The 22,551-nt window shown below is 64.3% G+C and carries 19 protein-coding genes; 6 read left to right on the top strand and 13 right to left on the bottom strand.

The features are described 5' to 3' along the window. Positions 1–21: 21 nt before the first annotated feature. The 9 genes from fabG to ACH6CV_RS10470 form a co-directional block, all read right to left on the bottom strand. A complete protein-coding gene (gene fabG / locus ACH6CV_RS10510) occupies positions 22–759 on the bottom strand; it encodes a 3-oxoacyl-[acyl-carrier-protein] reductase (protein WP_456358147.1) in 738 nt (245 codons plus the stop codon). Continuing rightward, the gene (locus tag ACH6CV_RS10505) at positions 756–1,667 is read right to left on the bottom strand and encodes an ACP S-malonyltransferase (protein ID WP_456358146.1); all 912 of its coding nucleotides are present in this window, start codon (positions 1,665–1,667) and stop codon (positions 756–758) included. The genes fabG and ACH6CV_RS10505 overlap by 4 nt, the downstream gene beginning before the upstream one ends. Then, positions 1,655–2,602, bottom strand: a complete 948-nt coding sequence (gene fabK / locus ACH6CV_RS10500) for an enoyl-[acyl-carrier-protein] reductase FabK (protein WP_456358145.1) — start codon at positions 2,600–2,602, stop codon at positions 1,655–1,657. Before fabK ends, ACH6CV_RS10505 begins: the two co-directional genes overlap by 13 nt. Next, on the bottom strand, positions 2,599–2,823 hold the full coding sequence (locus tag ACH6CV_RS10495; RefSeq protein WP_456358144.1) for a phosphopantetheine-binding protein: 225 nt from the start codon (positions 2,821–2,823) through the stop codon (positions 2,599–2,601). Before ACH6CV_RS10495 ends, fabK begins: the two co-directional genes overlap by 4 nt. A 43-nt stretch (positions 2,824–2,866) precedes the next feature. Beyond that, positions 2,867–3,826 carry a beta-ketoacyl-ACP synthase III gene (locus ACH6CV_RS10490; RefSeq protein WP_456358143.1) on the bottom strand — a complete coding sequence of 320 codons (960 nt, stop codon included), beginning with the start codon at positions 3,824–3,826 and terminating at the stop codon, positions 2,867–2,869. Further along, positions 3,823–4,296: a MarR family winged helix-turn-helix transcriptional regulator gene (locus ACH6CV_RS10485; RefSeq protein ID WP_456358142.1), complete on the bottom strand. Its 474-nt coding sequence runs from the start codon at positions 4,294–4,296 to the stop codon at positions 3,823–3,825. The genes ACH6CV_RS10490 and ACH6CV_RS10485 overlap by 4 nt, the downstream gene beginning before the upstream one ends. A gap of 328 nt (positions 4,297–4,624) precedes the next feature. Then, entirely contained in the window at positions 4,625–7,240 is a 2,616-nt protein-coding gene (gene adhE, locus ACH6CV_RS10480) for a bifunctional acetaldehyde-CoA/alcohol dehydrogenase (protein ID WP_456358141.1), read from the bottom strand. Positions 7,241–8,392: 1,152 nt separating this feature from the next. Continuing rightward, entirely contained in the window at positions 8,393–9,151 is a 759-nt protein-coding gene (gene spo0A / locus ACH6CV_RS10475) for a sporulation transcription factor Spo0A (protein ID WP_456358140.1), read from the bottom strand. Positions 9,152–9,272: 121 nt separating this feature from the next. Then, entirely contained in the window at positions 9,273–9,857 is a 585-nt protein-coding gene (locus ACH6CV_RS10470; RefSeq protein ID WP_456358139.1) for a 3'-5' exonuclease, read from the bottom strand. Positions 9,858–10,037: 180 nt separating this feature from the next. Between ACH6CV_RS10470 and rny the strand changes: the two genes are divergently transcribed. Both rny and ACH6CV_RS10460 read left to right on the top strand, forming a co-directional pair. After that, the gene (rny, locus tag ACH6CV_RS10465; protein ID WP_456358138.1) at positions 10,038–11,636 is read left to right on the top strand and encodes a ribonuclease Y; all 1,599 of its coding nucleotides are present in this window, start codon (positions 10,038–10,040) and stop codon (positions 11,634–11,636) included. An 81-nt stretch (positions 11,637–11,717) separates the two neighbouring features. Then, complete coding sequence (locus tag ACH6CV_RS10460) at positions 11,718–12,224, top strand: DUF3795 domain-containing protein (RefSeq protein ID WP_456358137.1); 507 nt, start codon at positions 11,718–11,720, stop codon at positions 12,222–12,224. Here ACH6CV_RS10460 and ACH6CV_RS10455 read toward each other — a convergent pair. Beyond that, positions 12,203–12,838 carry a helix-turn-helix transcriptional regulator gene (locus ACH6CV_RS10455; RefSeq protein ID WP_456358136.1) on the bottom strand — a complete coding sequence of 212 codons (636 nt, stop codon included), beginning with the start codon at positions 12,836–12,838 and terminating at the stop codon, positions 12,203–12,205. The two genes, ACH6CV_RS10460 and ACH6CV_RS10455, sit on opposite strands and share 22 nt — an antisense overlap. Positions 12,839–13,023: 185 nt before the next feature. Between ACH6CV_RS10455 and dpaL the strand changes: the two genes are divergently transcribed. From dpaL to arcC, 4 genes are all read left to right on the top strand, one after another. Beyond that, a complete protein-coding gene (dpaL, locus tag ACH6CV_RS10450) occupies positions 13,024–14,262 on the top strand; it encodes a diaminopropionate ammonia-lyase (protein WP_456358135.1) in 1,239 nt (412 codons plus the stop codon). 38 nt (positions 14,263–14,300) lie between these two features. Further along, a complete protein-coding gene (locus tag ACH6CV_RS10445) occupies positions 14,301–15,494 on the top strand; it encodes a YgeY family selenium metabolism-linked hydrolase (RefSeq protein ID WP_456358134.1) in 1,194 nt (397 codons plus the stop codon). A 163-nt stretch (positions 15,495–15,657) separates the two neighbouring features. Beyond that, a complete protein-coding gene (gene ygeW / locus ACH6CV_RS10440; protein ID WP_456358133.1) occupies positions 15,658–16,851 on the top strand; it encodes a knotted carbamoyltransferase YgeW in 1,194 nt (397 codons plus the stop codon). Between the two features lie 324 nt (positions 16,852–17,175). Beyond that, on the top strand, positions 17,176–18,114 hold the full coding sequence (gene arcC / locus ACH6CV_RS10435; protein WP_456358132.1) for a carbamate kinase: 939 nt from the start codon (positions 17,176–17,178) through the stop codon (positions 18,112–18,114). 143 nt (positions 18,115–18,257) lie between these two features. Here the strand turns inward: arcC and ACH6CV_RS10430 are convergent, their stop codons facing one another. The 3 genes from ACH6CV_RS10430 to ACH6CV_RS10420 form a co-directional block, all read right to left on the bottom strand. After that, positions 18,258–19,025, bottom strand: a complete 768-nt coding sequence (locus tag ACH6CV_RS10430) for a phosphotransferase family protein (RefSeq protein WP_456358131.1) — start codon at positions 19,023–19,025, stop codon at positions 18,258–18,260. Between the two features lie 45 nt (positions 19,026–19,070). Next, entirely contained in the window at positions 19,071–21,125 is a 2,055-nt protein-coding gene (locus ACH6CV_RS10425; protein WP_456358130.1) for an Ig-like domain-containing protein, read from the bottom strand. A gap of 668 nt (positions 21,126–21,793) precedes the next feature. Next, positions 21,794–22,438, bottom strand: a complete 645-nt coding sequence (locus ACH6CV_RS10420) for an ABC transporter ATP-binding protein (RefSeq protein ID WP_456358129.1) — start codon at positions 22,436–22,438, stop codon at positions 21,794–21,796. Positions 22,439–22,551: the final 113 nt, after the last annotated feature.

Genomic DNA, 22,551 nt, shown 5'->3' with positions numbered 1-22,551 from the left:
GGATGGGAAGGGGGTTCGCCCTTACATCGATAATCCGCCGTCCACAGGCAGTACCACACCGGTGATGTAGGCGGCATCCGGCCCCGCGAGGAACGCGACCGCCGCGGCGATTTCCGCGGGATCGGCCATGCGCCGGGCGGGCACATCCGCAAGCGCCTGCGAAAGCACTTCGCCGTCCATCGCGCCCGTCATGTCGGTTTCGACGAAACCGGGCGCGACCGCGTTGACGGTGATGCCGCGCGAGGCCACCTCGCGCGCCACCGACTTGGTGAGCCCGATCATGCCGGCCTTGGCGGCGGCGTAGTTGGCCTGACCGGCGTTGCCGATCAGCCCCGACACCGAGGTGATGTTGACGATTCTTCCCGAGCGCCGCCGCACGAAGTCGGGCAGCAGCGCGCGGATCAGGTGGAACGCGCCGTTCAGGTTGACGTCCACCACCCGCCTGAATTCATCCGCGCTCATGCGCATGGCCAGCTTGTCGAGCGTCACGCCCGCGTTGTTGACCAGAATCTCGGGCAGGCCCAGTTCGTCCTTGACCCGCTTGACGGCCGCCTCGACCTGGGCGTAGTCGGCCACGTCGCAGCGAAGCGCCAGCGCGCGCGTTCCCTGCGCCTCGATCGCCTGCACGGCCTCCTCGGCGGCCGCGGCGTTGCCCGCGTAGAGGATCGCGACGTCCGCGCCCCCGGACGCCAGTTTCAGCGCGATCGCGCGGCCGATCCCGCGCGAACCGCCGGTGACCAGCGCAACTCGTCCCTTCATGCGTTCAATCCCTCCATGCAGGCGCGCAGGCTCTGCTCGTCCTCCACATTGAACACGCGCGCGGTAAGCGTCCTGCGCGTAAGGCCGCCGAGCGTCGTGCCCGGGCCCACCTCAATGAAGGTGGTAACGCCCGCCTCGGCCATCGCGCGCACGCTGTCCTCGAAGCGCACCGGCGAGGCCACCTGGCGCGAAAGCAACGCCTTCAAATCGCCCGCGTAGGGCCTGCCGGTCGCGTTGGCGTAGAGCGGGATATCGGGCGCCTTCAAATCGACACCCGCGAGGTACTCGGCCAACCCGGCCTCGGCTTCGCGCATCCACGGCGAATGGAACGCGCCGCTGACGTTCAGCCGCATCACACGGCCGCGCTGCGCCGTGACGGCGGCGGCCAGCGCGTCGAACCGGTCCTCCAAGCAGGCCACGACGATCTGACCGGGGCAGTTGTAGTTGACGGGATAAGCCTCGCCCACCTGCGCGCAGACGGCCTCCACCTGCCCGGCGGAAAGCCTGAGCACCGCGCCCATCGCACCCGGATGGCGCGTGGCCGCCGCCTGCATCAGCTCGGCGCGCCGGATCACCAGCCGGAACGCGGCCTCAAACGGCAGCATGCCCGCAAACGCCGCCGCCGCCACCTCGCCCAGCGAGAACCCGGCCGCGCAGTCGGGGGCCACCCCGGCCTCGCGCGCGGCCAGCGCGCAGGCGTAATCGACCAGCATCAGGCAGGGCTGGGTGTTGACCGTCTGCCTGAGCGCTTCGTCCGGGCCCTCGAAGCACTGCGCGAGCGTGCCCGGGCGGATCGATTCGGCCTCGTCCATCGCCTTGCGCGCGGCGGTGCTGGCTTCGTAGATCGAGCGGCCCATGCCCGCCTTCTGCGCGCCCTGTCCGGCGAACAAGAATGCTATCTTACCCATTTGCTCGCCCCCAGCAGGATTGCCTCGGCCTCGGAGAACATCTCGCGGATGATCTCGGCAGCGGGCTGCTCCTTCTTTACCATACCCGCGGCCTGGCCCGCCATGAAGCTGCCCTGCTCGAGATCGCCCTCCACGCTGGCCTTGCGCAGCGAGCCCGCGCCCATCTGCTCCAACTGCTCGTTGGTCACGCCCGCGTCGTACTCCTTCTCGCCGAAGGCAAAGGCGAACGGGCTCTTGAGCGAACGCACCGGGTGGCCCAGCCGGCGGCCGGTCACGATGGTGTCGATCTCGCGCGCGGCGACGACCTTCTTCTTGTAGTTGTCGTGGATGCGGCACTCGTGCGCGACCAGGAACCGCGTGCCGCACTGCACGCCCTCGGCGCCCAGCATAAAGGCCGCCGCCACGCCGCGCCCGTCGGCGATGCCTCCCGCCGCGATCACCGGAATATCAACCGCGTCGGCGACTTGCGGCACCAGCGTCATCGTGGTCAGCTCCCCGATGTGCCCGCCGGCCTCGCAGCCCTCGGCGATCACGGCCGCCGCGCCGTCGCGCGCCACGCGTTTGGCGATGGCGATCGAGGGCACCACCGGCACCACCTTGATGCCGGCGGGCACCCATTCCTTCATGTAGATGCCGGGCAGCCCCGCGCCGGTGGTGACCACCGGCACGCGTTCCTCGAGGACGATCCTTGAAACCTCCCGCGCGTGCGGGCTCATCAGCATCACGTTCACGCCGAACGGCCTGTCGGTCATCGAGCGGCACAGCCGGATCTGCTCACGCAGGTACTCACCCGGCGCGCTCATCGCCGAGATCAGACCCAGGCCCCCGGCGTTGGACACCGCGGCGGCGAGGTACGCCTCCGACACCCAGGCCATGCCGCCCTGGAAGATCGGGTACTCGATGCCGATGATGTCGCAGATTTTGCCCGAAATCATGCGTTCTTCGCCTCGTCGATCACGCGAACCAGGTCGGCCATCGTCTTGATGCTCGGGCTGAGCTCGATCGTCACGCTGAATTCGTCCTCGAGGTTCATCGCGAGGTCGGCGAGGTCGAGCGAGTCCAGCTTCATCTCCGGGAAGGTGCTCTCCGGCTTGATGGCAGAGCGCTCGATGCCCTTGTAGTCCGCGACCATGGTCGCAACCTTGTCAAACGTCATGGTGATGTCCTCCATAAAAATTGTTGTTTCTATCTGGAAAAGGTCATGCCTTTGTCCATTCGATGACGCAGGCGCCGGTGGTCAGCCCCGCGCCGAACGCGGCCAGCGCCAGGCGGTCGCCCGCCTTGAACCGGCCCGCGCGGTTCAGTTCGTCCAGCAGGATGGGGATGCTGGCCGAGGAGGTGTTGCCGCGGCGCTCGATGTTGGTGGGGAACTTGTCTTCCGGCTGCCTGAGCCTCGCGCGCACCGCCTCGACGATGCGCTTGTTGGCCTGGTGCAGCACGAAGCAGTCGATGTCATCGGGCGTCAGGCCGGCCTGGCCGATCACCGTCTCCAAATCGCGCAGGCAGCTCGACACCGCGAACCTGTAGACCTCCTGCCCCTCCATGTGGATGCCCGCGAACGCGCGCGCCTTTGTGCCGAAGGGGCTGCCGCCCGGCTCGGCGTCGGCGTACAGAATCTGCTTCGCGCCGGCGCTGGTCAGCTTGAGCGCCTTGAGCGCCTCGCCCGGCCCGCACAGCACCGCGCCCGCGCCGTCGCCGAACAGCACGCAGGTGGAGCGGTCGGTCCAGTTGGCCAGCCGCGACAGCCCCTCCGCCGCAACGACGAGCACCGCGCGCGCCTTGCCCGACGCAATGAAGGCGTCGGCCGCGTTCAGCGCGTAGGGAAAGCCCGAGCAGGCGGCGTTCAGATCGAACGCCGGGCAGGGAAGTCCCATCTGCGCCTGCAAGAGGCTGGCCAGCGAGGGGGTGATGGTGTCGCCCTGCAGGGTCGCGCAGATCAGCAAATCGACGTCCGCCGGCGAAACCCCCGCGTCCTCGAGCGCGCGTGCGCCCGCCTGCGCGCCGAGGCCCAGCAGCGTTTCATCCGCGCCCAGGATGCGCCGTTCGCAGATGCCGGTCCGGCTGCGGATCCACTCGTCGCTGGTGTCCAGAAATTTGGTCAGGCGTTCATTGTCAACGCTCAAGGCCGGCAGCGCGCTGCCGGTGCCCCATATGTTCAAAGAGAGTCTCCCCTTTCGGCGTCCTCGATCTTTCCGCGCAGGAACAGATCCAGCTTGCGCACGCCGGCGATCAGCGCGCGCCGCTCGTTTTCGTCAAGCTCCCCGGCCACGGCGCGCACCATCTGGCGGTGGAAGTAGCGGTGCGCGATCTCGGCGCGCAGCCCTTCCCCGGTCAGCCTGACGCGCACCCGCCGGCCATCCTCTGAGCATCGGTTCTTGGTGACGTAGCCCTTTTTCTCCAGGCGCTTGAGCGCCACGGTGACCGAGGGCAAGGTGATGTCGAGCTCCTGCGCCAGGTCGGTCACGGTGCGCCCAAGCGTGCGATCCGCGCCGATGCGCTCGAGCAGGTGCATCTCGCTGATCGTGAGCCGCGTATCGCTGAGGTCGCGCAACATGACCTCCTCGACCTTGACGATCGACCGGTAGGCCCGCACCAACAGCTCGTTGAGCTCCGCCAGATAAGGATCCATACGCGCCGCTTCCCATCATTTAATTAGCTTAACTAATTATAGGGAGGGCAGGTAGGGTTGTCAAGTGAAATTTGGCCTGCGAACAGGTAGACTGCCGCGCGGCTGCGTAAAATGTGCCGAGACACACAGGAGGGGCCGGAACCCCCTTATGTACCTCGGCACATTCACATCGGCGCGGCCGATGGCAGACCATTAAGTTATGATGCACACCGGCGCAGCCGGGCGCGCTTCCCGTCCGCCTGCCGCCCGGAGGCCCTCAGGCCGACAGGCAAGCGGCCTCTCCCCCACGGCCCAAAGCATTTTGCCCGCAGGCAAAAAGACGTCGAGCTTATTCTCCGTAGTACGCCTGCCGATAGATCTCCATCAGCTCGGCCACCAGCGGGTAGCGGGGGTTGGCGGTGGTGCATTGATCCTCGAAGGCGCGCTCGGCCAAGCCGGGCAGCGCGTGCAGGAACGCCTGCTCGTCCACGCCGCAGTCGCGGATGCTCAGCGGCATGTTGAGCCGCTTCATCAGCGCGCGCACCGCCTCCACGAGCGCCTTGATCTGGTCTTGCTGGCTGTCCTTTAGATCCGCGAGGTCCAGCCGCCGGGCGATTTGCGCGTAGCGGTAGTCGGCCACGAACTCGCCGTACTTCGGGAAGGTGGGGAACTTGGTGGGCTTCCCAGCGTTGTAGGCGATCACGTAGGGCAGCAGCACCGCGTTGGCGCGGCCGTGCGGGATGTGGTATTCGCCGCCCAGCTTATGCGCCAGTGAGTGGTTGATGCCCAGGAACGCGTTCGAGAACGCCATGCCCGCGATGCAGCTGGCATTGTGCATCTTTTCCCGCGCCACCAGGTCGTTTGGATCCTCGTAGCTGCGCGGCAGGTACTTGAAGGTAAGCTCGATCGCCTTGATCGCCAGGCCGTTGGTGTAATCGCTGGCCATGACCGATACGTAGGCCTCAATCGCGTGGGTCAGCACGTCCAGGCCGGTATCGGCCACGATCGACTTGGGCAGGGTGTCGGTGAACTGCGGGTCGATGATCGCCACGTCGGGCGTCAGCTCGTAGTCGGCCAGCGGGTACTTGATGTTGCCGTTCTTCTTGTCGGTGATGACCGAGAAGCTGGTCACCTCCGAGCCGGTGCCCGAGGTGGTGGGGATGGCGACGAACTGCGCCTTCTTGCCGAGGTTCGGGTAATGGAACGCGCGCTTGCGGATGTCGATGAATTTCAGCTTCATTCCGTCGAAGCTGGTGTCCGGCTGCTCGTAGAACAGCCACATGCCCTTGGCCGCGTCGATGGCCGAGCCGCCGCCCAGCGCGACGATCACGTCGGGCTGGAACAGGTTCATCGCGCGCACACCCCGCTCGATGGTCTCGACCGACGGATCGGGCTCCACCTCGGAGAATATCTCGTAGTGCACGTTGCCGCGCTTCTTGAGGTAGTAGGTCAGTTTGTCGATGTAGCCCAGTTTGACCATCGCCGGGTCGGTCACGATGAACGCGCGGCTGATGCCCGGCATGTCCTGCATGTATTGGATGGCGCCCCTCTCAAAGTAAATCTTCGGCGGGATCTTAAACCACTGCATGTTCGCCCTCCGCTTCGCCATGCGCTTTTTGTTGATGAGGTTGACCGACGAGATGTTGGCCGTGGTGCTGTTGTGCCCGTAGGAGCCGCAGCCCAGCGTCAGCGAGGGCGTGTTGGTGTTGTAGATGTCGCCGATCGCGCCTTGGGACGAGGGCGCGTTGGCGATTACGCGGCCCACCTTCATCGCCTCGGAGTAGCGCACACACAGCGCCTCGTCGTCCGAGTGGATGACCGCCGAATGCCCGAGCCCGCCGAGCTCGAGCATGCGCCGCGCGTACTCGAAGCCCTGCTGTTCGTCGCGGCACACGAAATAGGCCAGGATCGGCGACAGCTTCTCCAGCGACAGCGGGTACTCGGTCGAGGGCTCCGGGAGGCGCGCCAGCAGGATCTTGGTCCCCTTGGGCACGGCGAGCCCGGCGTTTTCCGCGATCCATTCGGCCGACTGGCCCACGATCGCGGGGTTGACCGCCATCTTCTCGAGGTTGATCGCGTAGCGGGTCAGTTTGTCGATTTCATCCTCCTTGAGGAAGTAGCAGTTGTTTTCGGTCATAAAGCGCTCGAATTCCTCATGGATGGCCTCGTCCACGATCGCCGCCTGCTCGGAGGCGCAGATCATGCCGTTGTCGAAGGTCTTCGAGATCATCAGGTCGGTGCAGGCGCGCCGGACGTTGACCTTTCGGTTGATGTAGCAGGGCACGTTGCCCGGCCCTACGCCCAGCGCCGGCTTGCCCGCGGAGTAGGCGCTCTTGACCATGGCCGAGCCGCCGGTGGCCAGGATCATCGAAATGCCCGGGTGGTTCATCAGCGCCGTGGTGGCCGCGACCGAGGGCGTCTCGATCCACTGAATCGCATGCTCCGGCGCGCCGTTCGCAACCGCCGCGTCCCGCAGGATGCGCGCGGCTTCCATCGAACACTTTTGCGCCGACGGGTGGAAACCGAAGATGATCGGGTTGCGCGTCTTGGCGCAAATGAGCGCCTTGAACATCGTGGTCGAGGTGGGGTTGGTCACCGGAGTGACGCCCGCCACCACGCCGACCGGCTCGGCGATCTCGACGTAGCCCTCGAGGTCATTTTCCTCCACCGCGCCCACCGTCTTGAGGTCCTTGATCGAGTGCCAGATGTACTCGGTGGAAAACAGGTTCTTGATGACCTTATCCTCGAACACGCCGCGCCCGGTCTCGTCGCGCGCCATGCGCGCGAGCCCCATGTGGTTCTCGATGCCCTTGAGCGTCATGGCGTGCACCGCCTTGTCCACCTGCGCCTGATCCATTCGGAGGTACTCGTCCTGCGCCTGGATCGCCCGCTCCACCAGAGCGTCGATCATCTGCTTAACATCCGCCTGTGTCTGAATATCTGGGGTCTTTTCCTGCTTCGACATGCCGCGCCTCCCCATCGGATAATGTTTTATCGATTTTCAATTATCCATTGGCATTCTACGTGATTGTGAAATGTTTATCAATATGAATTATGAGAATATCCGGTGAACTCTTTGTTGCGCGGCGGCGGGCATGTCCCGGGGGTGTTTCCCTCCGGTGGCGGGGGAATTGAAAGGGGAGCGACCGTCCGCCGGTCTTCGCCTCCCCCGCGGGGCGCATCCATTCCCCTCTTGGGAGGGGCGGCGCGCAGCGACGGGGTGGTGAGCCTGATGGCAGGGCTTGAAAAGCGGGTACGAAGACCTGGGCTACGCCCCGCGGGGGCCACCACCCCGCCTGCGGGCACCCCTCCTGGGAGGGGAATGGGTGGCCATTCCCCTCCTCGGAGGGGCGGCGCGAAGCGACGGGGTGGTGAGCCTGATGGCAGGGCTTGAAGAAGCAGGTACGGAGGCTTGGGGTTACGCCCTGCGGGCACCCCTCCGAGGAGGGGAATAGGTGGCCATTCCCCTCCTCGGAGGGGTGGCGCGAAGCGACGGGGTGGTGAACCTGATGGCAGGACTCGAAAAGCGGGTACGGAGGTTGGTTACGCCCTGCGGGGGCTACCACCCCGCCTGCGGGCACCCCTCCTGGGAGGGGAATGGGAAAGACCGCCCGCATAGCACGTTTGCCCGACGGCGGGCGCGAAGCGCTTCGCCGTTCGTTCCCTCATTCCTTCGTTCCCTTGTTTCTTCGTTGCTTCGCTCCCTTGTTTCTTCGCTCCCTTGTTCCTTCGTTCCCTTGTTTCCTCGTTCCCTCGCTTTTTCGTTCCCCCGTTCCCCTTCCCGGGGGAATGGGGGGCCGAAGCCCCCGTCACCGCGCGCCCACGGGCATGTACCGGGGGCGTGAATGCGATTGCGACCAAGGGAGGCCGCAGCCGACCGACTCGCAATCGCTTCCCGTCCGCCTGCCGCCCGGGAGGCCCCGCAGGGCCGAGAGGCAGGCGGCCCCGTCACCCCATCGTTCCCCCGTCTTCCGCCCGGAATTTCCCGCAGGAAATTCAGGAAGGCGGCCCCGTTCCCTCGTAACCCAAACGGCCTCGAAAGCTTTCCGCCCGGCCGCCCGGAGCCCGCAAAGCGGGCGAACGGGCAACCGGGCGGAAAGCTCTCGAGGCCTCGCCCTCAGGCGACCCCTACTTTATCCGCTACCATCGCGATGAACTCGCCGTTGGTGGGCTTATCGTCGGGCGAGAATACCTTGTAGCCGTACATGCGGTTGATCGAGTCGAGCCGGCCCCGGTTCCAGGCCACCTCGATCGCGTGGCGCATCGCGCGCTCCACCTTGCTGGCGGTGGTGCTGTAGCGGCGCGCGATGCCGGGGTAAAGCTCCTTGGTGATGCGGCCGAGCATCTCGTGGTTCTCGATCACCATCTTGACCGCCTCGCGCAGGTACTGGTAGCCCTTGATGTGGGCGGGAATGCCGATGGTCAAAAACAGGTTGGTCACCTGCTCGTCGGCGGTGTGGCGGGGCGCGCGGTGCATTTCGCCCGAGGTGACCATCTGCGGGTCGATGCCGTTGACTTCCTTGATGCGGCTGTAGAGCACCGTGAGGTCGATGGGCTTGACCATGTAGTAGCTGGCCCCGAGCTGCATGGCGCGCACGATGAAGTCGTCGCGCGACAGCCCGGTGACCATGACGACGCGCGGCGGGTCGGGCATCTCGCGCAGCGCGTCGAGCACGGCAAACCCGTCGAGCTTGGGCATGATAACGTCGAGCAACATCACATCGGGCCGCGCCGTGCGCAGCATCTTCAGCGCCTGATCCCCGTCGCACGCGCTACCCACGAGCTCGATGTCCGGCTTGTCCTGAAAGAAATCGCTCAACTGCTTTAGTATGGCCGGGTTGTCGTCTACCGGCAGAATGCGAATCTTTTCGTCCATCTCATCAGCTCCTTCGCGGTATATCTATGTGGAGCAAACGAGGCATATGACAAGTTTTAACCTAGAAAAACGGCGAAATCAAAGAAATTTGCCGCATACAGGGGCGGACGTAGCGGCAGACCTATAACAACCCCCGTATCTTGCCCTGGCGCGACGCTTCGACCAGGCACAAATAGGTGGCGACCGTGTCAAAGCGCGCGTCGTGCAGCGCGCCGCCGCCGCCGAACCACTCGGCCGACTTCTCGGCGATAAGCTCCCCGGTCACCCCGAAGAACTCGGCCAACTCGCTGAGCTTGGGCGGCTTGGGCCGGCCGGTGTTGACCTTGCGCTTCAATTGGGTGTCGCCGGTGAAGTAGTTCATCGTGCAAAAGGTCTTGAGCTTCTTGAGGTTCATCCCGCACCGCTCAAGCTCCACCCTGAGGTACCGGTCGTCGGCCGACACGTTGTGGCCCACCAGCATGTCGCAGCCGGAAAAATCTTCGAAGATCTCCTCGGCGCGGTCCTCGAAGCGCGCCCCGCCCGACAGCCCTAAGCAGTCCTCGATGCTCATGCCGTGCACCTGCTGCGCGCCCTCGCTCATCTCGTCGACGGCAAAGAACATGTTCTTGCCGCAAACCGCTTCCCCGTCCGCGCACAGGTAGGACAGCTGGCATATCTGGCCCGGCGTCAAATCGGTGGCCTCGGTGTCAAATACGATCAGCTTCATCGGTGCATTCGCTTTCTGTAGATTAGTAACCCCAACGATTATAGGGCAAAACCGGCAAAGCGTCAATATATATCGAAGCAAAATCCCCGGCGGCGCCTAATCTTTGCTTGACATCGTTTGTCCCGAAGTGTAAACTAATTCCGATAACCACGTCGCTTTGCCATTGTGATCAGTTGAAACATGCAGCCGGGCGACCGGTTTCCATCAAATTATTGTAAGAAAGGGGGAACATGTTCTTTGAATGTATTCGTTGCCATCATCCTCGCGCTCGTCGCGCTGGCCGTAGGCGCGGCAGCCGGTTTTTTGTATCGTCAGAACATCATGGAAAAGAAAATCGGCCGCACCGAAGAATTTGCCAAAAACCTGTACGACGAGGCGACGCGCAGAGCCGAAGAGCAGAAGAAGGAAAAACTGCTCGAGGCCAAGGAAGAGATCATCCGGCTCAAGTCGGAACTGGATAAAGAAGTCAAGGACCGTCGGAACGAAGTCACCCGCCTCGAGCGCCGGGTCAGCCAGCGCGAAGAGACGCTCGACAAGAAGCTGGACAACTTGGAAGTGCGCGAAGAGCACCTGAACCAGAAGTACAAGGACGCCGAGCGGCTTGAAGCCGAGGCGCAGCAATTGCACGATCAACAGCAGTCCGAGCTCGAGCGCATCTCCAACATGACGCTCGAGGAGGCGCGCCAGCTGCTGATCGGCCGCATCCAGAAGGACGCCTACCACGACGCCGCCGTGATGGTGCGCGAAATCGAGGCCAAGGCCAAGGAAGAGGCCGACAAGAAAGCGCGCAACCTGATCGCGCTGGCCATCCAGAAGTGCGCCGCCGACCACGTCGCCGAAACCACGGTGTCGGTGGTGGCGCTGCCCAACGACGACATGAAGGGCCGCATCATTGGGCGCGAAGGGCGCAACATCCGCACCCTCGAGACCGCGACCGGCGTGGATCTGATCATCGACGACACGCCCGAAGCGGTCATCATCTCCGGCTTCGACCCGGTGCGCCGCGAGGTGGCGCGCATCGCGCTCGAGAAGCTGATCGCCGACGGGCGCATCCACCCCGCGCGCATCGAGGAAATGGTCGAGAAGGCCAGGCGGGACGTGGACAACCAGATCCGCGAGGCCGGCGAACAGGCCATCTTCGAGACCAACCTGCACTCGATTCACCACGAACTGGTCCGGCTGCTGGGCCGGATGAAGTACCGCACCAGTTACGGCCAGAACGTGCTCAAGCATTCGATTGAGGTCAGCCACCTGGCGGGCGTCATGGCGGCGGAACTGGGCGCGGACGTCCAGTTGGCCAAGCGCGCGGGCCTCTTGCACGACATCGGCAAGGCGATCGACCACGAGGTCGAGGGTACGCACGTCACGATCGGCGCGGATCTGGCCCGCAAGTTCCACGAGTCGGAGGCGGTGATTAACGCCATCATGGCGCACCACAACGACGTGGAACCTCAAACGGTCGAAGCCGTGCTGGTCCAGGCCGCGGACGCCATCTCGGCGGCGCGTCCGGGCGCGCGGCGCGAGTCGCTGGAGAATTACATCAAGCGTCTGCAGAAGCTCGAGGAGATCGCCAACTCGTTCGACGGCGTGGAGAAATCGTTCGCCATCCAGTCGGGGCGCGAGGTGCGCATCATCGTCAAGCCCGAGGATGTGAACGACATCGGCACGCTGATCCTGGCCAAGGAAGTCGTCAAGCGCATCGAGCGCGAGATGGAGTACCCCGGCCAGATCAAGGTCAACGTGATCCGAGAAACCCGCGCGATCGATTTCGCGAAGTAATTGAGATATGGAATCAATTCCCCGTCAGGCAAGCTCGCCCGGCGGGGAATCCGTTTTCGATGTCACGAAAGAGAGGCCCACATGAACAGCTACCCCTACGGCTATTGCGGGATGCCCTGCGCACTGTGTACGCGCTACAGGACCGAGGGCAAGAGCCGCTGCCCCGGCTGCTCGCATGACGGGTACTATACCGAGCCGTGCAAGGTGCATCATTGCTGCGTGGCAAGACCGCTCGCCCACTGCGGGCTGTGCGGCGAGTTCCCGTGCGCGCGGCTCGGGAAGATGGGCGAGTTCAGCGATTTGAAAACCGATCACGCGAAGGAGCGGAACTGCGCCGCCGTCGCTGCGTCGGGCTTTGAACATTGGTATCGGGACTATGCGGAGCGCGCAGACCTGCTCACCGTCGCCTTGGCGAAGTACAACAACGGGCGGATGAAGCGGTTTTTGTGCGAGCTCTTCATCCAGCGAGACCTGAACTCGCTGAAGGAGATCATGCGCCGGGCCGAGGCGCTGTCGGGCAGCCCTAAGGAGGTCGGCGTGGCCTTCCAGGCAATCGCGCGGGATGTCTATTCCGCCGCGTCGATGTAATTGTACAGCGTGTATTTGGAGATGCCGAAGTACCGGCTCACCTTGTCGCCCGACTTGGTGATTAGAAACGCGCCGGTGCTCGACAGGAATTGGATGGCGCGGATCTTGTCCTCCTTGTTCATCAGCGCGACCGGCTTGCCCACCAGCGCGACCGACTGCTCGATCAGTTCGTCCAGCAGGTCGCTCACGTTCTGCACGATCTTCTCGGGCTCGTCCTTCTCGGCCTGGTCGGGGGTGATCAGCGGGCGCAGCGCGCCTTCGATCGCGAGCAGGTTGGTGATGTCGTAGTTGATCGCAAAGATGCCGTTTACCCTGTCCTGATCGTCCCGGATGTAGATCGTGCTGGACTTGAGGATGCGCCCGTCGCGCGAGCGCGTGAGGTAGTTCAGGTGGTCGTTGAGCTCGCCCTGCCCCGAGCGCAGCGCGTTCAGCACCGCCCGCGACGGCCCGTCGCCCAGCGAACGGTGCGTCACATGGCTGTTCTCGATCGCCACGATCGTATGCTCGGGGTCTGCCCCGTCCATCTCGTGCACCACCACCTCGCAGTTTTCGCCGAACTGCGCCGCAATGCCTTTCGCCAGCCGCTTTAAGAATTTCAGCTGCCCCTCGTCCATCGCCCGGCCTCCCAATCACTCGCGTAGGGGCGGCCCGTGGCCGCCCGCACCTGTTTTTAGTATACCCCAAGCGCCCCCACATTGCAATCCCCACGTACCTAAAAATTTTTTAGCAATAAAGAATATTTGTTGACAACGCCGGAAAAGCTGGTATAATGGAGCCATACGGGAGAAAGCCACCGAAAATGAAGACATCATGGGAGGAATCGGCCGTGGAGCAGATCAAGTGGACCCGCAATCAGATGCCTCAGACGTCCGATGGGCAGCTCAAGGTGATGGCGCTCGAGGAGATCAAAAAAGCGCGCGCATTCCACATGAGCTTTCCGCAGTACTCGGTAACGCCGCTCAGGCGGCTTTCCGGCATGGCGGGGCGGTTGAAGCTCAAGGAGCTGTTCGTGAAGGATGAGTCCTATCGCTTCGGCCTGAACGCGTTCAAGGTGCTGGGCGGCTCGTTCGCCATGGCGCGCTACATCGCCGGCGAGCTCGGCAAGGACGTGTCCGAGGTCACCTACGGCTACCTGACGAGCGAGAAGCTGAAGAACGAGTTCGGCCAGGCCACCTTCTTCACCGCGACCGACGGCAACCACGGCCGGGGCGTGGCGTGGGCGGCGAACAAGCTGGGGCAGAAGGCCGTGGTGCACATGCCCAAGGGGACCGTTTCAATCCGCTACGACAACATCGCCGCGGAAGGCGCGCAGGTGACGATCGAAGAGGTCAACTACGACGAGTGCGTGCGCATGGCCGCCAGGGAAGCCGCCGAGACTGAGCGCGGCGTGGTGGTGCAGGACACCGCCTGGGACGGCTACGAAGAGATTCCTGCCTGGATCATGCAAGGCTACGGCACGATGGCGATGGAGGCCGCCGAGCAATTGAAGGCGGCGGGCGCCGAGCGCCCCACTCACGTGTTCGTGCAGGCGGGCGTGGGCTCGCTGGCGGGTGCGGTGATCGGCTTCTTCGCGAACCTCTTCCCCGACAATCCGCCCGCGATGGTGGTCATGGAGGCGCAGGCCGCCGACTGCCTGTATCAGGGCGCGCTGGCCGCCGACGGCGGCATCCGCTTTGTGACCGGCGACCTGCAAACGATCATGGCCGGGCTGGCCTGCGGCGAGCCCAACACGATCTCCTGGGACATCCTGAAGAACCACGCCGCGGCGTTCGTGTCCTGCCCCGATTGGGTGGCGGCCAAGGGCATGCGCATGCTGGCGGCGCCCGTCAAGGGCGATCCGCAGGTGATCTCGGGCGAGTCGGGCGCGGTGGGCATGGGCCTGGTCTCGACGCTGATGACGGATGAGCGCTACGCCGCGCTCAAGGCCGCGCTCAAGCTCGATCAGGATTCAAAGGTGCTGATGTTCTCCACCGAAGGCGACACCGATCCGGAAAACTTTCAGCGCGTGGTATGGGACGGCGCGCATCGAAGCGTTTAAGATTCAATCATTCCTATGGGCGAAAGGGGCGTTTCACGATGGATTTCCAGAAGATCAAGGCGGCGGCCGAGGGCCATGAGCCGGCGATGACCAAGTTTCTGCGCGACCTGGTGCAAATTCCGGGCGAGAGCTGCGGCGAGGAGGGCGTCATCCGCCGCATCGCCGAGGAGATGAAGTCGGTCGGGTTCGACAAGGTCGAGATCGATTCGATGGGCAATGTGCTGGGCTACATGGGACACGGAGCGAAGCTGATCGCCTACGACGCGCACATCGACACCGTGGGCATCGGCAACCGCGACAACTGGACGTTCGATCCCTACGAGGGCTTCGAGACCGAGACCGAGATCGGCGGGCGCGGCGCCTCCGACCAGCTGGGCGGCATCGTGTCGGGCGTTTACGGCGCGAAGATCATGAAGGACTTAGGGCTTTTGAGCGATAAATACACCGTGCTCGTGACCGGCACCGTGCAGGAGGAAGACTGCGACGGGCTGTGCTGGCAGTACATCATCAATGAAGACAAGATCAAGCCGGAGTTCGTGGTCATCACCGAGCCGACCGACGGCAACATCTACCGGGGGCAGCGCGGGCGCATGGAAATCCGCGTGGACGTCAAGGGCGTGTCCTGCCACGGCAGCGCCCCCGAGCGCGGCGACAACGCCATCTACAAGATGGCCGAAATCCTCATGGAGGTCAAAGAGCTCAACAACCACCTGCACGTCGATCCCTTCCTCGGCAAGGGCACCGTGACGACCAGCGAAATCTTCTACACCTCGCCCAGCCGCTGCGCGGTGGCCGACAGCTGCTCGGTGTCGCTCGACCGCCGGCTGACCTTTGGCGAGACCTACGAGATGGCGCTCGAGGAAATCAGGAACCTGCCCTCGGCGAAGAAGTACGGCGCGGTCGTGTCGATGTACAAGTACGACCGTCCGTCCTGGACGGGCCTCACCTACCCCACCGACTGCTACTTTCCGACCTGGGTCATCCCGGAGGACCACCCGGCGACGCTGGCGATGGTCGAGGCGTTCAAGGGCATGTACGGCGAGCCCAAGGTGGACAAGTGGACGTTCTCGACCAACGGCGTGTCGATCATGGGCCGCTACGGCATCCCCTGCATCGGCTTCGGCCCCGGCAAGGAGGCGCAGGCCCACGCGCCCAATGAGAAGACCTGGAAGCAGGACCTCGTCAAGTGCGCCGCGGTCTATGCCGCGATGCCCACGCTGTACGTGAAATAGGCCGTCCCATTCCCCTCCCTCCAAGGGGCCACCACCCCGCCCTCTGGCACCCCTCCCGGGGCCACCACCCCGCCCGCGGGCACCCCTCCTAGGAGGGGAATGGGGAATGGGATGGGCTGACCGCGACACGAAGACAACAAAACAGTGAAGGAGCACACCCACCATGAGCAAGCTGAACAAGTACCTCGATACCCTGAAGAAGCTGGATGCCAAGGGTATGTACGACGGCGATTTCTTCCTCACCTGGGAAAAGTCGGACGACGAGATCCAGGCGGTGTTCACCGTGGCGAACGCGCTGCGCGACCTGCGCGAACGCAACATCTCCACCAAGATCTTCGATAGCGGCCTGGGCGTATCGCTGTTTCGCGACAACTCGACGCGCACCCGCTTCTCGTTCGCCTCGGCGTGCAACCTGCTGGGCCTGACCGTATCCGACCTGGATGAGGGCAAGAGCCAAATCGCCCACGGCGAGACCGTGCGCGAGACCGCCAACATGATCTCGTTCATGGCCGACGTGATCGGCATCCGCGACGACATGTACATCGGCAAGGGCAATGCCTACATGCACGAGGTCGTGGACGCGGTGACGCAGGGCCATGAGGACGGCGTGCTCGAGCAGAAACCTACGCTGGTCAACCTGCAGTGCGACATCGACCATCCCACCCAAGCCATGGCGGACGCGCTGCACCTGATCGAGCACTTCGGCGGCGTCGAGAACCTCAAGGGTAAGAAGGTCGCGATGAGCTGGGCCTACTCGCCGTCGTACGGCAAGCCGCTGTCGGTGCCGCAGGGCATCATCGGCCTCTTGACCCGCTTCGGGGCGGACGTGGTGCTGGCGCATCCCGAGGGGTACGAGGTCATGCCGGAGGTTGAGGAAGTCGCGAAGCGGAACGCGAAGAAGTCGGGCGGCAGCTTCAAGCGCACGAACAGTATGGCGGAGGCGTTCAAGGACGCCGACATCGTGTACCCCAAGAGTTGGGCGCCGTTCGCCGCGATGGAGAAGCGCACCGAGCTGTACGGCAATGGCGACAGCGACGGGATTAAGGCGCTGGAGAAGGAACTGCTCAAGCAGAACGCGGAGCATAAGGACTGGGAATGCACCGAGGACATGATGAAGCTGACCCGTGACGGCAAGGCGCTGTACCTGCACTGCCTGCCGGCGGATATCTCAGGCGTCAATTGCAAGGAGGGCGAGGTCGAGGCGAGCGTGTTCGACCGCTACCGCACCCCGCTGTATAAGGAAGCCTCGTTCAAGCCCTACATCATCGCCGCGATGATCTTCCTGGCGAAGGTCAAGAACCCCGCCAAGAAGCTGGGAGAGCTGGAAAAGGCCGCCGAGAAGCGCTGGAACGCCTAACCCCGCGTGAACGGTGAAAAGTCCGGAGGGCAAAGCCCTTTGGCGTGGCTGGGGGGTGCGCAGGGGCGCGGCCAGTGGCCGGCGAAGCGGCCGGAGCGGCCATTGCGAATTGAGCGAGGAGCCCCAACGTCTCCCGCGCAATCCCCGCGCCGTATCCCGTTCCCGGGCACGGGGAACGCGCGGCCGGTTTTGTTCCGCGGCGGCGCGGCCGTCCCCGATGCGACCGCAGGGAGCGAGTCCCCGCCGCGTAAAACATCCTGACCAAAAAGGGGGCTGTCGCCACAAATCGGCAGCCTCCCTGTGTATTGAATGGAGGAAAACCACATGGGCCAGAAAATCGTGATCGCGCTGGGCGGCAACGCGCTGGGCAGTAACCTGCCCGAGCAGATGATCGCCGTCAAGCGCACCGCCAAGACGATCGCGGGCTTGATCGAGCAGGGCCACGAGGTCATCATCTCGCACGGCAACGGCCCGCAGGTGGGCTTGATCCAGAACGCAATGGCCGAGTATAGCCGCGCGCACGGCGAGCCGCTCGCGCCGCTGTCGGTGTGCGTGGCGATGAGCCAGGGCTACATCGGCTACGATTTGCAAAACGCGCTCAGGGCAGAGTTGCTCGAGCGCGGAATCAAAAAGCCGGTCTCGACCGTGCTGACGCAGGTGCGCGTCGATCCCGAGGACCCGGCGTTTTTGAAGCCGACCAAGCCGATCGGCGCGTTCATGACCAAGGCGGAGGCCGACCGGCTCGCCGCGGAAAAGGGCTTCACGATGGTCGAGGACGCCGGGCGCGGCTACCGCCGCGTGGTGGCTTCGCCGAAGCCCTTGGAGATCGTGGAGATCGACACCGTGCGCGACCTGATCGCGGCCGGCCAGGTGGTCATCGCGGCGGGCGGCGGCGGCATTCCGGTGATCGCCCAGGGCCACCATCTGAAGGGCGTCGGCGCGGTCATCGACAAGGACCTCGCGTCCTGCTGCATGGCCAAGATGCTGGACGCCGACTGCCTGATCATTCTGACCGCCGTGGAAAAGGTGGCCGTCAACTTCGGCAAGCCCGACCAGCGGTGGCTCAGCGAAATGACGCCCGACGAGGCGCGCAAGCACATCGCGGACAACCAGTTCGCGCCCGGCTCGATGCTCCCCAAGGTGCAGGCCGCGCTCGACTTTGCCGAGAGCGCCCCCCGGCGCTACGCGCTGATTACGCTGCTGGAAAAGGCGGCGCAGGGCATCGCAGGCCAAACCGGAACGGTGATCCGGCAAATCGGCTGAACCGCTACGAAACGGACTCTGTGGCGCAAAGAAAGCGCGCCGCGGCCCTCCCTCTCCTCTCTCTGACGGCCCATCCTCCGGACGGACGCGTCAGAGGGAGCCAAAGAGGGGCGCGCGCCCTAAGCTACAGCCCCCGCGCCATATCACCGGGCTTCGTTCATGCGGATGTGCCCCTCTATGATCGGCGTGTAGGCTTCGGGTACCTGCCCCAGCAGCGTGCCGGCGTACGGCGGAATCCACCGGAACACATGACCGCGGGGGATGCCGGAAACCTGGCAGTACCGGTCCAGGTAATACTCGGCGAGCTCCCGCGACGCAAAGCCGTACGATACGTAGGAACAGGCGGCGTCCGCCGCCGGATCGCCCTTGCAGATTTGCAGCAGGTCGATGATCGTGTACGTCGTCCCGTCAAAGAAGACGTTGTCGGCGTGAAAGTCGCAGTGGCACAGCGCCCGACCGTCCGGCAACACGTCGAGATCCGCAAGCAGCCGCCGCTTGAGCTCGCCTGAGAGCCTGTCGTTGCGCTCAAGGTCGTTCCGAAAGCGCGCCTTGATGTCCGGCGCCCATGTACCGGCGTTGACGCTGCGCTGCAGACGGCATTGGAGGTCCACCAGCGCATCCATCGCCTGCTTGCGCCTGGCCGGGTCGGTCACCGCCCCCGACAACACTTCGCCCTTCACCCGATCCATGCGGATGCCGTAGCGCCCGTCTACGAGCAGCACCTCGTACACCCTCGGGCCGGGGAAATGCTCCCGCTCCAGGTTCGCCATGATGTACGCTTCGGAAAACACGTTACACTTCGGATAGCCTTCGCGGTACAGCTTGACCGCGTAATCATCCCGCGCGTACACGGTGGCCTGGGCGCCCCGCCCCACAACTTCCCCAAACAACTCTTCAAACGAACGGCCCACGCGGATCCCCTCCCATTGCTGACGGTATAAACCTTCATTCATGCCCTATTCGAACGCGCTGTCCGGCAGCGTCTGGCTAAACGGCGCGCTATACTTCTTGACCTTGCCCAGCACCCCTGCGCGCGCCGTGCCCGACAGGCGCTGGGTGCGGGCGTCGTTGACCTTGGGGTTGCTGCTCGTCGAGCAGGCGATCAGCTTGACCGATTCCTCCTCGACCTGGCCGGGGTCCGACCCGACCCGGAAGGTCTGCTGGAACACGATGTTGTCCATGTCGTTGGGCGTCAGGATGGCCGACGACAGCGTGCCCAGGCCGTAGGCGATGTACTTGCCCTTGTACTTCTCCACGCCGCTGACCACATGCGAGTGGTGGCCCACGACCAGGTCGGCCCCGGCCAGCACCGCCGCGCGGCCGATGTTGCGCTGCGCGGGCGAAGCGCCGTACACCCACTCCTTGCCCCAGTGGAACGACACCACCACCAGGCCGCACGTTTTGTTCAGCTGCGCGATCATATTCTTGGCCGACGTCGGCAGCGAGCGCGCGTTCAGCGCGTTGAACGCCAGAAGGCCCACCCGGACGCCGTTCACGTCCACGATCGCTTGGGTGCCTCCGGACGCGTACCGCATGTTGTGCGCCGTGACGGCGCTGCGGGTGTCGCGCGCGCCGACCGCGCCCAGATCCATCGAGTGGTTGTTGGCGTGGCCCACGACGTCCACGCCCGCGCGGAGCAGGATATCGGCGTAGGCCGGCTTGCCCCGGAACACGTAGCTTTTGGAGGCGTACCGCGTCGCGGTGCTCAGGTTGCTCTCCAGGTTGACCAGCGTGACCTCGTGATCCGCATTGAACGCACCCTTCAGCTCCCCGAGGAAGTCGCCCTTGTACTTGGCGTACAGACCGTCGTAGTACCGTTCGGTCGCGGGCGCCACTTGATGCGGGCGCGGGTCGCCGCCGATCGTGATATCGCCGGTCGCGGTGATGGTCACGAGCCGCCCTTCCTTCCCCATGCCGACGCGCACGAGACAGGTGGCCTTCGCCGCGCCCGCGGTGGCGGTGATCGTGGTGGTGCCCTTCGACAGCGCGGTCACCTTGCCCGCCGCATCGGCCGCCTCGACCGTCGCCACCGTCGGGTCGCTGCTCGTCCACGCAACCGCGCTGCTGGCGTTCGCGGGCTTGAGGCTGTATGGCAGCATGGCCACTTCGCCGACCTCCATGCTGCGCTGCATGGGCAACGAGATCGACTGGGCGGCGATCGCCTTCACGGTGATCTGGCAGGCGGCGACGCGCCCGTTGCCGCTGGTGGCGGTGATCTTGCATCGGCCGCTCTTCCCGCCCGCCGTCACGCGTCCCTGCTCGTCTACGGTGGCGATCCGCGGATCGGAGCTCTCCCAGCTGATCGCATGGTCTTCGGCCGGCGAGGACGCGGGCACCACGGTCGCCTTCAGTTGGAACGAGCGGTTCGCGGCCAGCACCTTGGCCGTCACGTTGAGCTTGACGGCCAGCGCGCGCGGATCGCCCGTCACCTTCACCACGCACACGGCGGTCTTGCCGTTGTGCGACCGGGCCACGATCCGGGTCTTGGCGGGGTTGACGCCCCTGACGAGACCGGTCGCGGGATCGACGCTGGCGGTGGTGGGGTTCTGGCTCGACCAGGCGAGCGACTTGTTGTAGGCGTAGGCGGGCAAGAAGCTCGCCCCGGACAGCTGGAAGGTCTCGCCCACGCCCAGCGCGATCTCCTGATGATCCAGCCGGAACGACTGAACCGGCGCGGCCTTGACGGTCACCATGCAGCGCGCCGACTTTTGCCCGGCGCCGCTGCCCGCCGCGGCCGTGATCCAGGCGCTGCCGGGCGCGCGCCCGGTCACCGCGCCCTTCTCGTCCACCGCAGCCACCGCCTCGTTCCCGCTCGTCCAGGTCACCTTCGCGCCGGACGGCGAGACGGCGGCGCTCAGGGTGATCTGCGTGCCCGCGAACAGCTTAGCCGCAGAGCGATTCAGCCGGATCGCCCGAACGGCGGGCTCGGCCCCCCCCGGCTCGGCCCAGCCGGGCACCGGGGACAAAGCCAGCACCAGCGCCAGCGCCAGCAGCATCCATCGTTTCATCATGTAGACACCCCTCTTGGCAACGCGTGGCGTGGCCGCATCCACGGCGCGCCGTCCGTACCCACGCATTCTTCTCTCTATTATATAATGACACAGCAACCACCCAAAATGTATCACTTGATCCTAAATTTAACAATTTATCTGGGTTCCGCCTCCCGCACCACCAACGGATCGCACGTCATGCGCCCGATATCCAACCGACAGAACCGGGGCGCTCCGTCTTCTGATCTGGTCGCGAGGATCCGGACAGGCGAAAGCGTGGTGCGGGAACGAGGCCGTCAAGATGCGGGAACCAGGCTCATGAGGTCATGCTCAAATTCGACAGGGGTACGGTTTCCACTTCATAATCGTGTTCTCGTGAACCCCGTACTCGTTCGCCACGCTCAGTACCGTCCGGCCTCCATCCGTCGAGCCGTACCGCGGCGATCTTCTCCTCCCGGCTGAACTCGCTTTTCCTGCCCATAGGTACATCTCCTCCGTGTGTCTTATTCTACCACACTCTGGAGTCGTCCGTTCGGCCGGGGCCAGGTCAGTTTGATTGTCATTCCCTCCCCTCCAGCCAAACAAGCAATGGCGCATATCGCTTCGGCATTGCGGCACCCTCTCTCTATGTAATGACACGGCAGGGGCCTGAAGCGTATCATTTGAGGCGAAATTTAACAAAAACCGTGTCAACGCACCTGGGCAAGCCGCCCGGCGTCGATTTCGTATACGGTCGAGCACAGCTCCGCGATGTCCAGCGGGTTATGACTGGCGATCAGCGCGGTGATGCCCGAGTCCCGCAGCTCGCGTAAGAGTGCGTACATATCCCTCAGGCCGTTTTTATCCAGGCCGTTGAATGGTTCATCGAGCAGCAAAATACTGGGGTTTTCCATCAGCGCCTGCGCGATGCCGAGCCGCTGCTTCATGCCCATGGAGTACTTGCCGACACGCTTTTTGTTATGAGGGTCCAGCCCCACGCGCCGCATGGCCTCGGGAACGGCGGTCAGCGGCACGCGCTTGTTCAGCCCCCACAGCGCCTTCAAATTCGCGTAACCGCTGCGCTGCGGGAGGAAACCGGGCGCTTCGATCACCGCGCCCAACTCGGGCGCGGTGCCGATGTCCTTGCCCAACTGCTTTCCGTTGATTTGCACGGTGCCCGACGAGGGGATCAGCAATCCGCACATGCACTTGAGCAGCACCGACTTCCCGGAGCCGTTGTTGCCCACCAGTCCGACCGTCTGCCCCTTGGGGATATCGAATGTCACGCCGTCCAGCACCGGATGGCGGCCAAATCGCTTGCTGAGCTCAACGACTTGGATGGCATTGTCTGGCATAAAAAAACCTCCCGCTTCTCTAAACATTCCGGCCGGGCACCAGGAAGTCCACGCGATTGGCGCGCAAAAGGCTCAAAAATAGGCTCTAAACTATTCGTAGGGGTAAAGCCAGA

It is taken from the genome of Anaerozeibacter quisquiliarum (assembly GCF_051162045.1).
Lineage (GTDB): Bacteria > Bacillota > Clostridia > Christensenellales > Aristaeellaceae > Anaerozeibacter > Anaerozeibacter quisquiliarum.
This window is presented reverse-complemented; position numbering and strand designations above follow the sequence as displayed.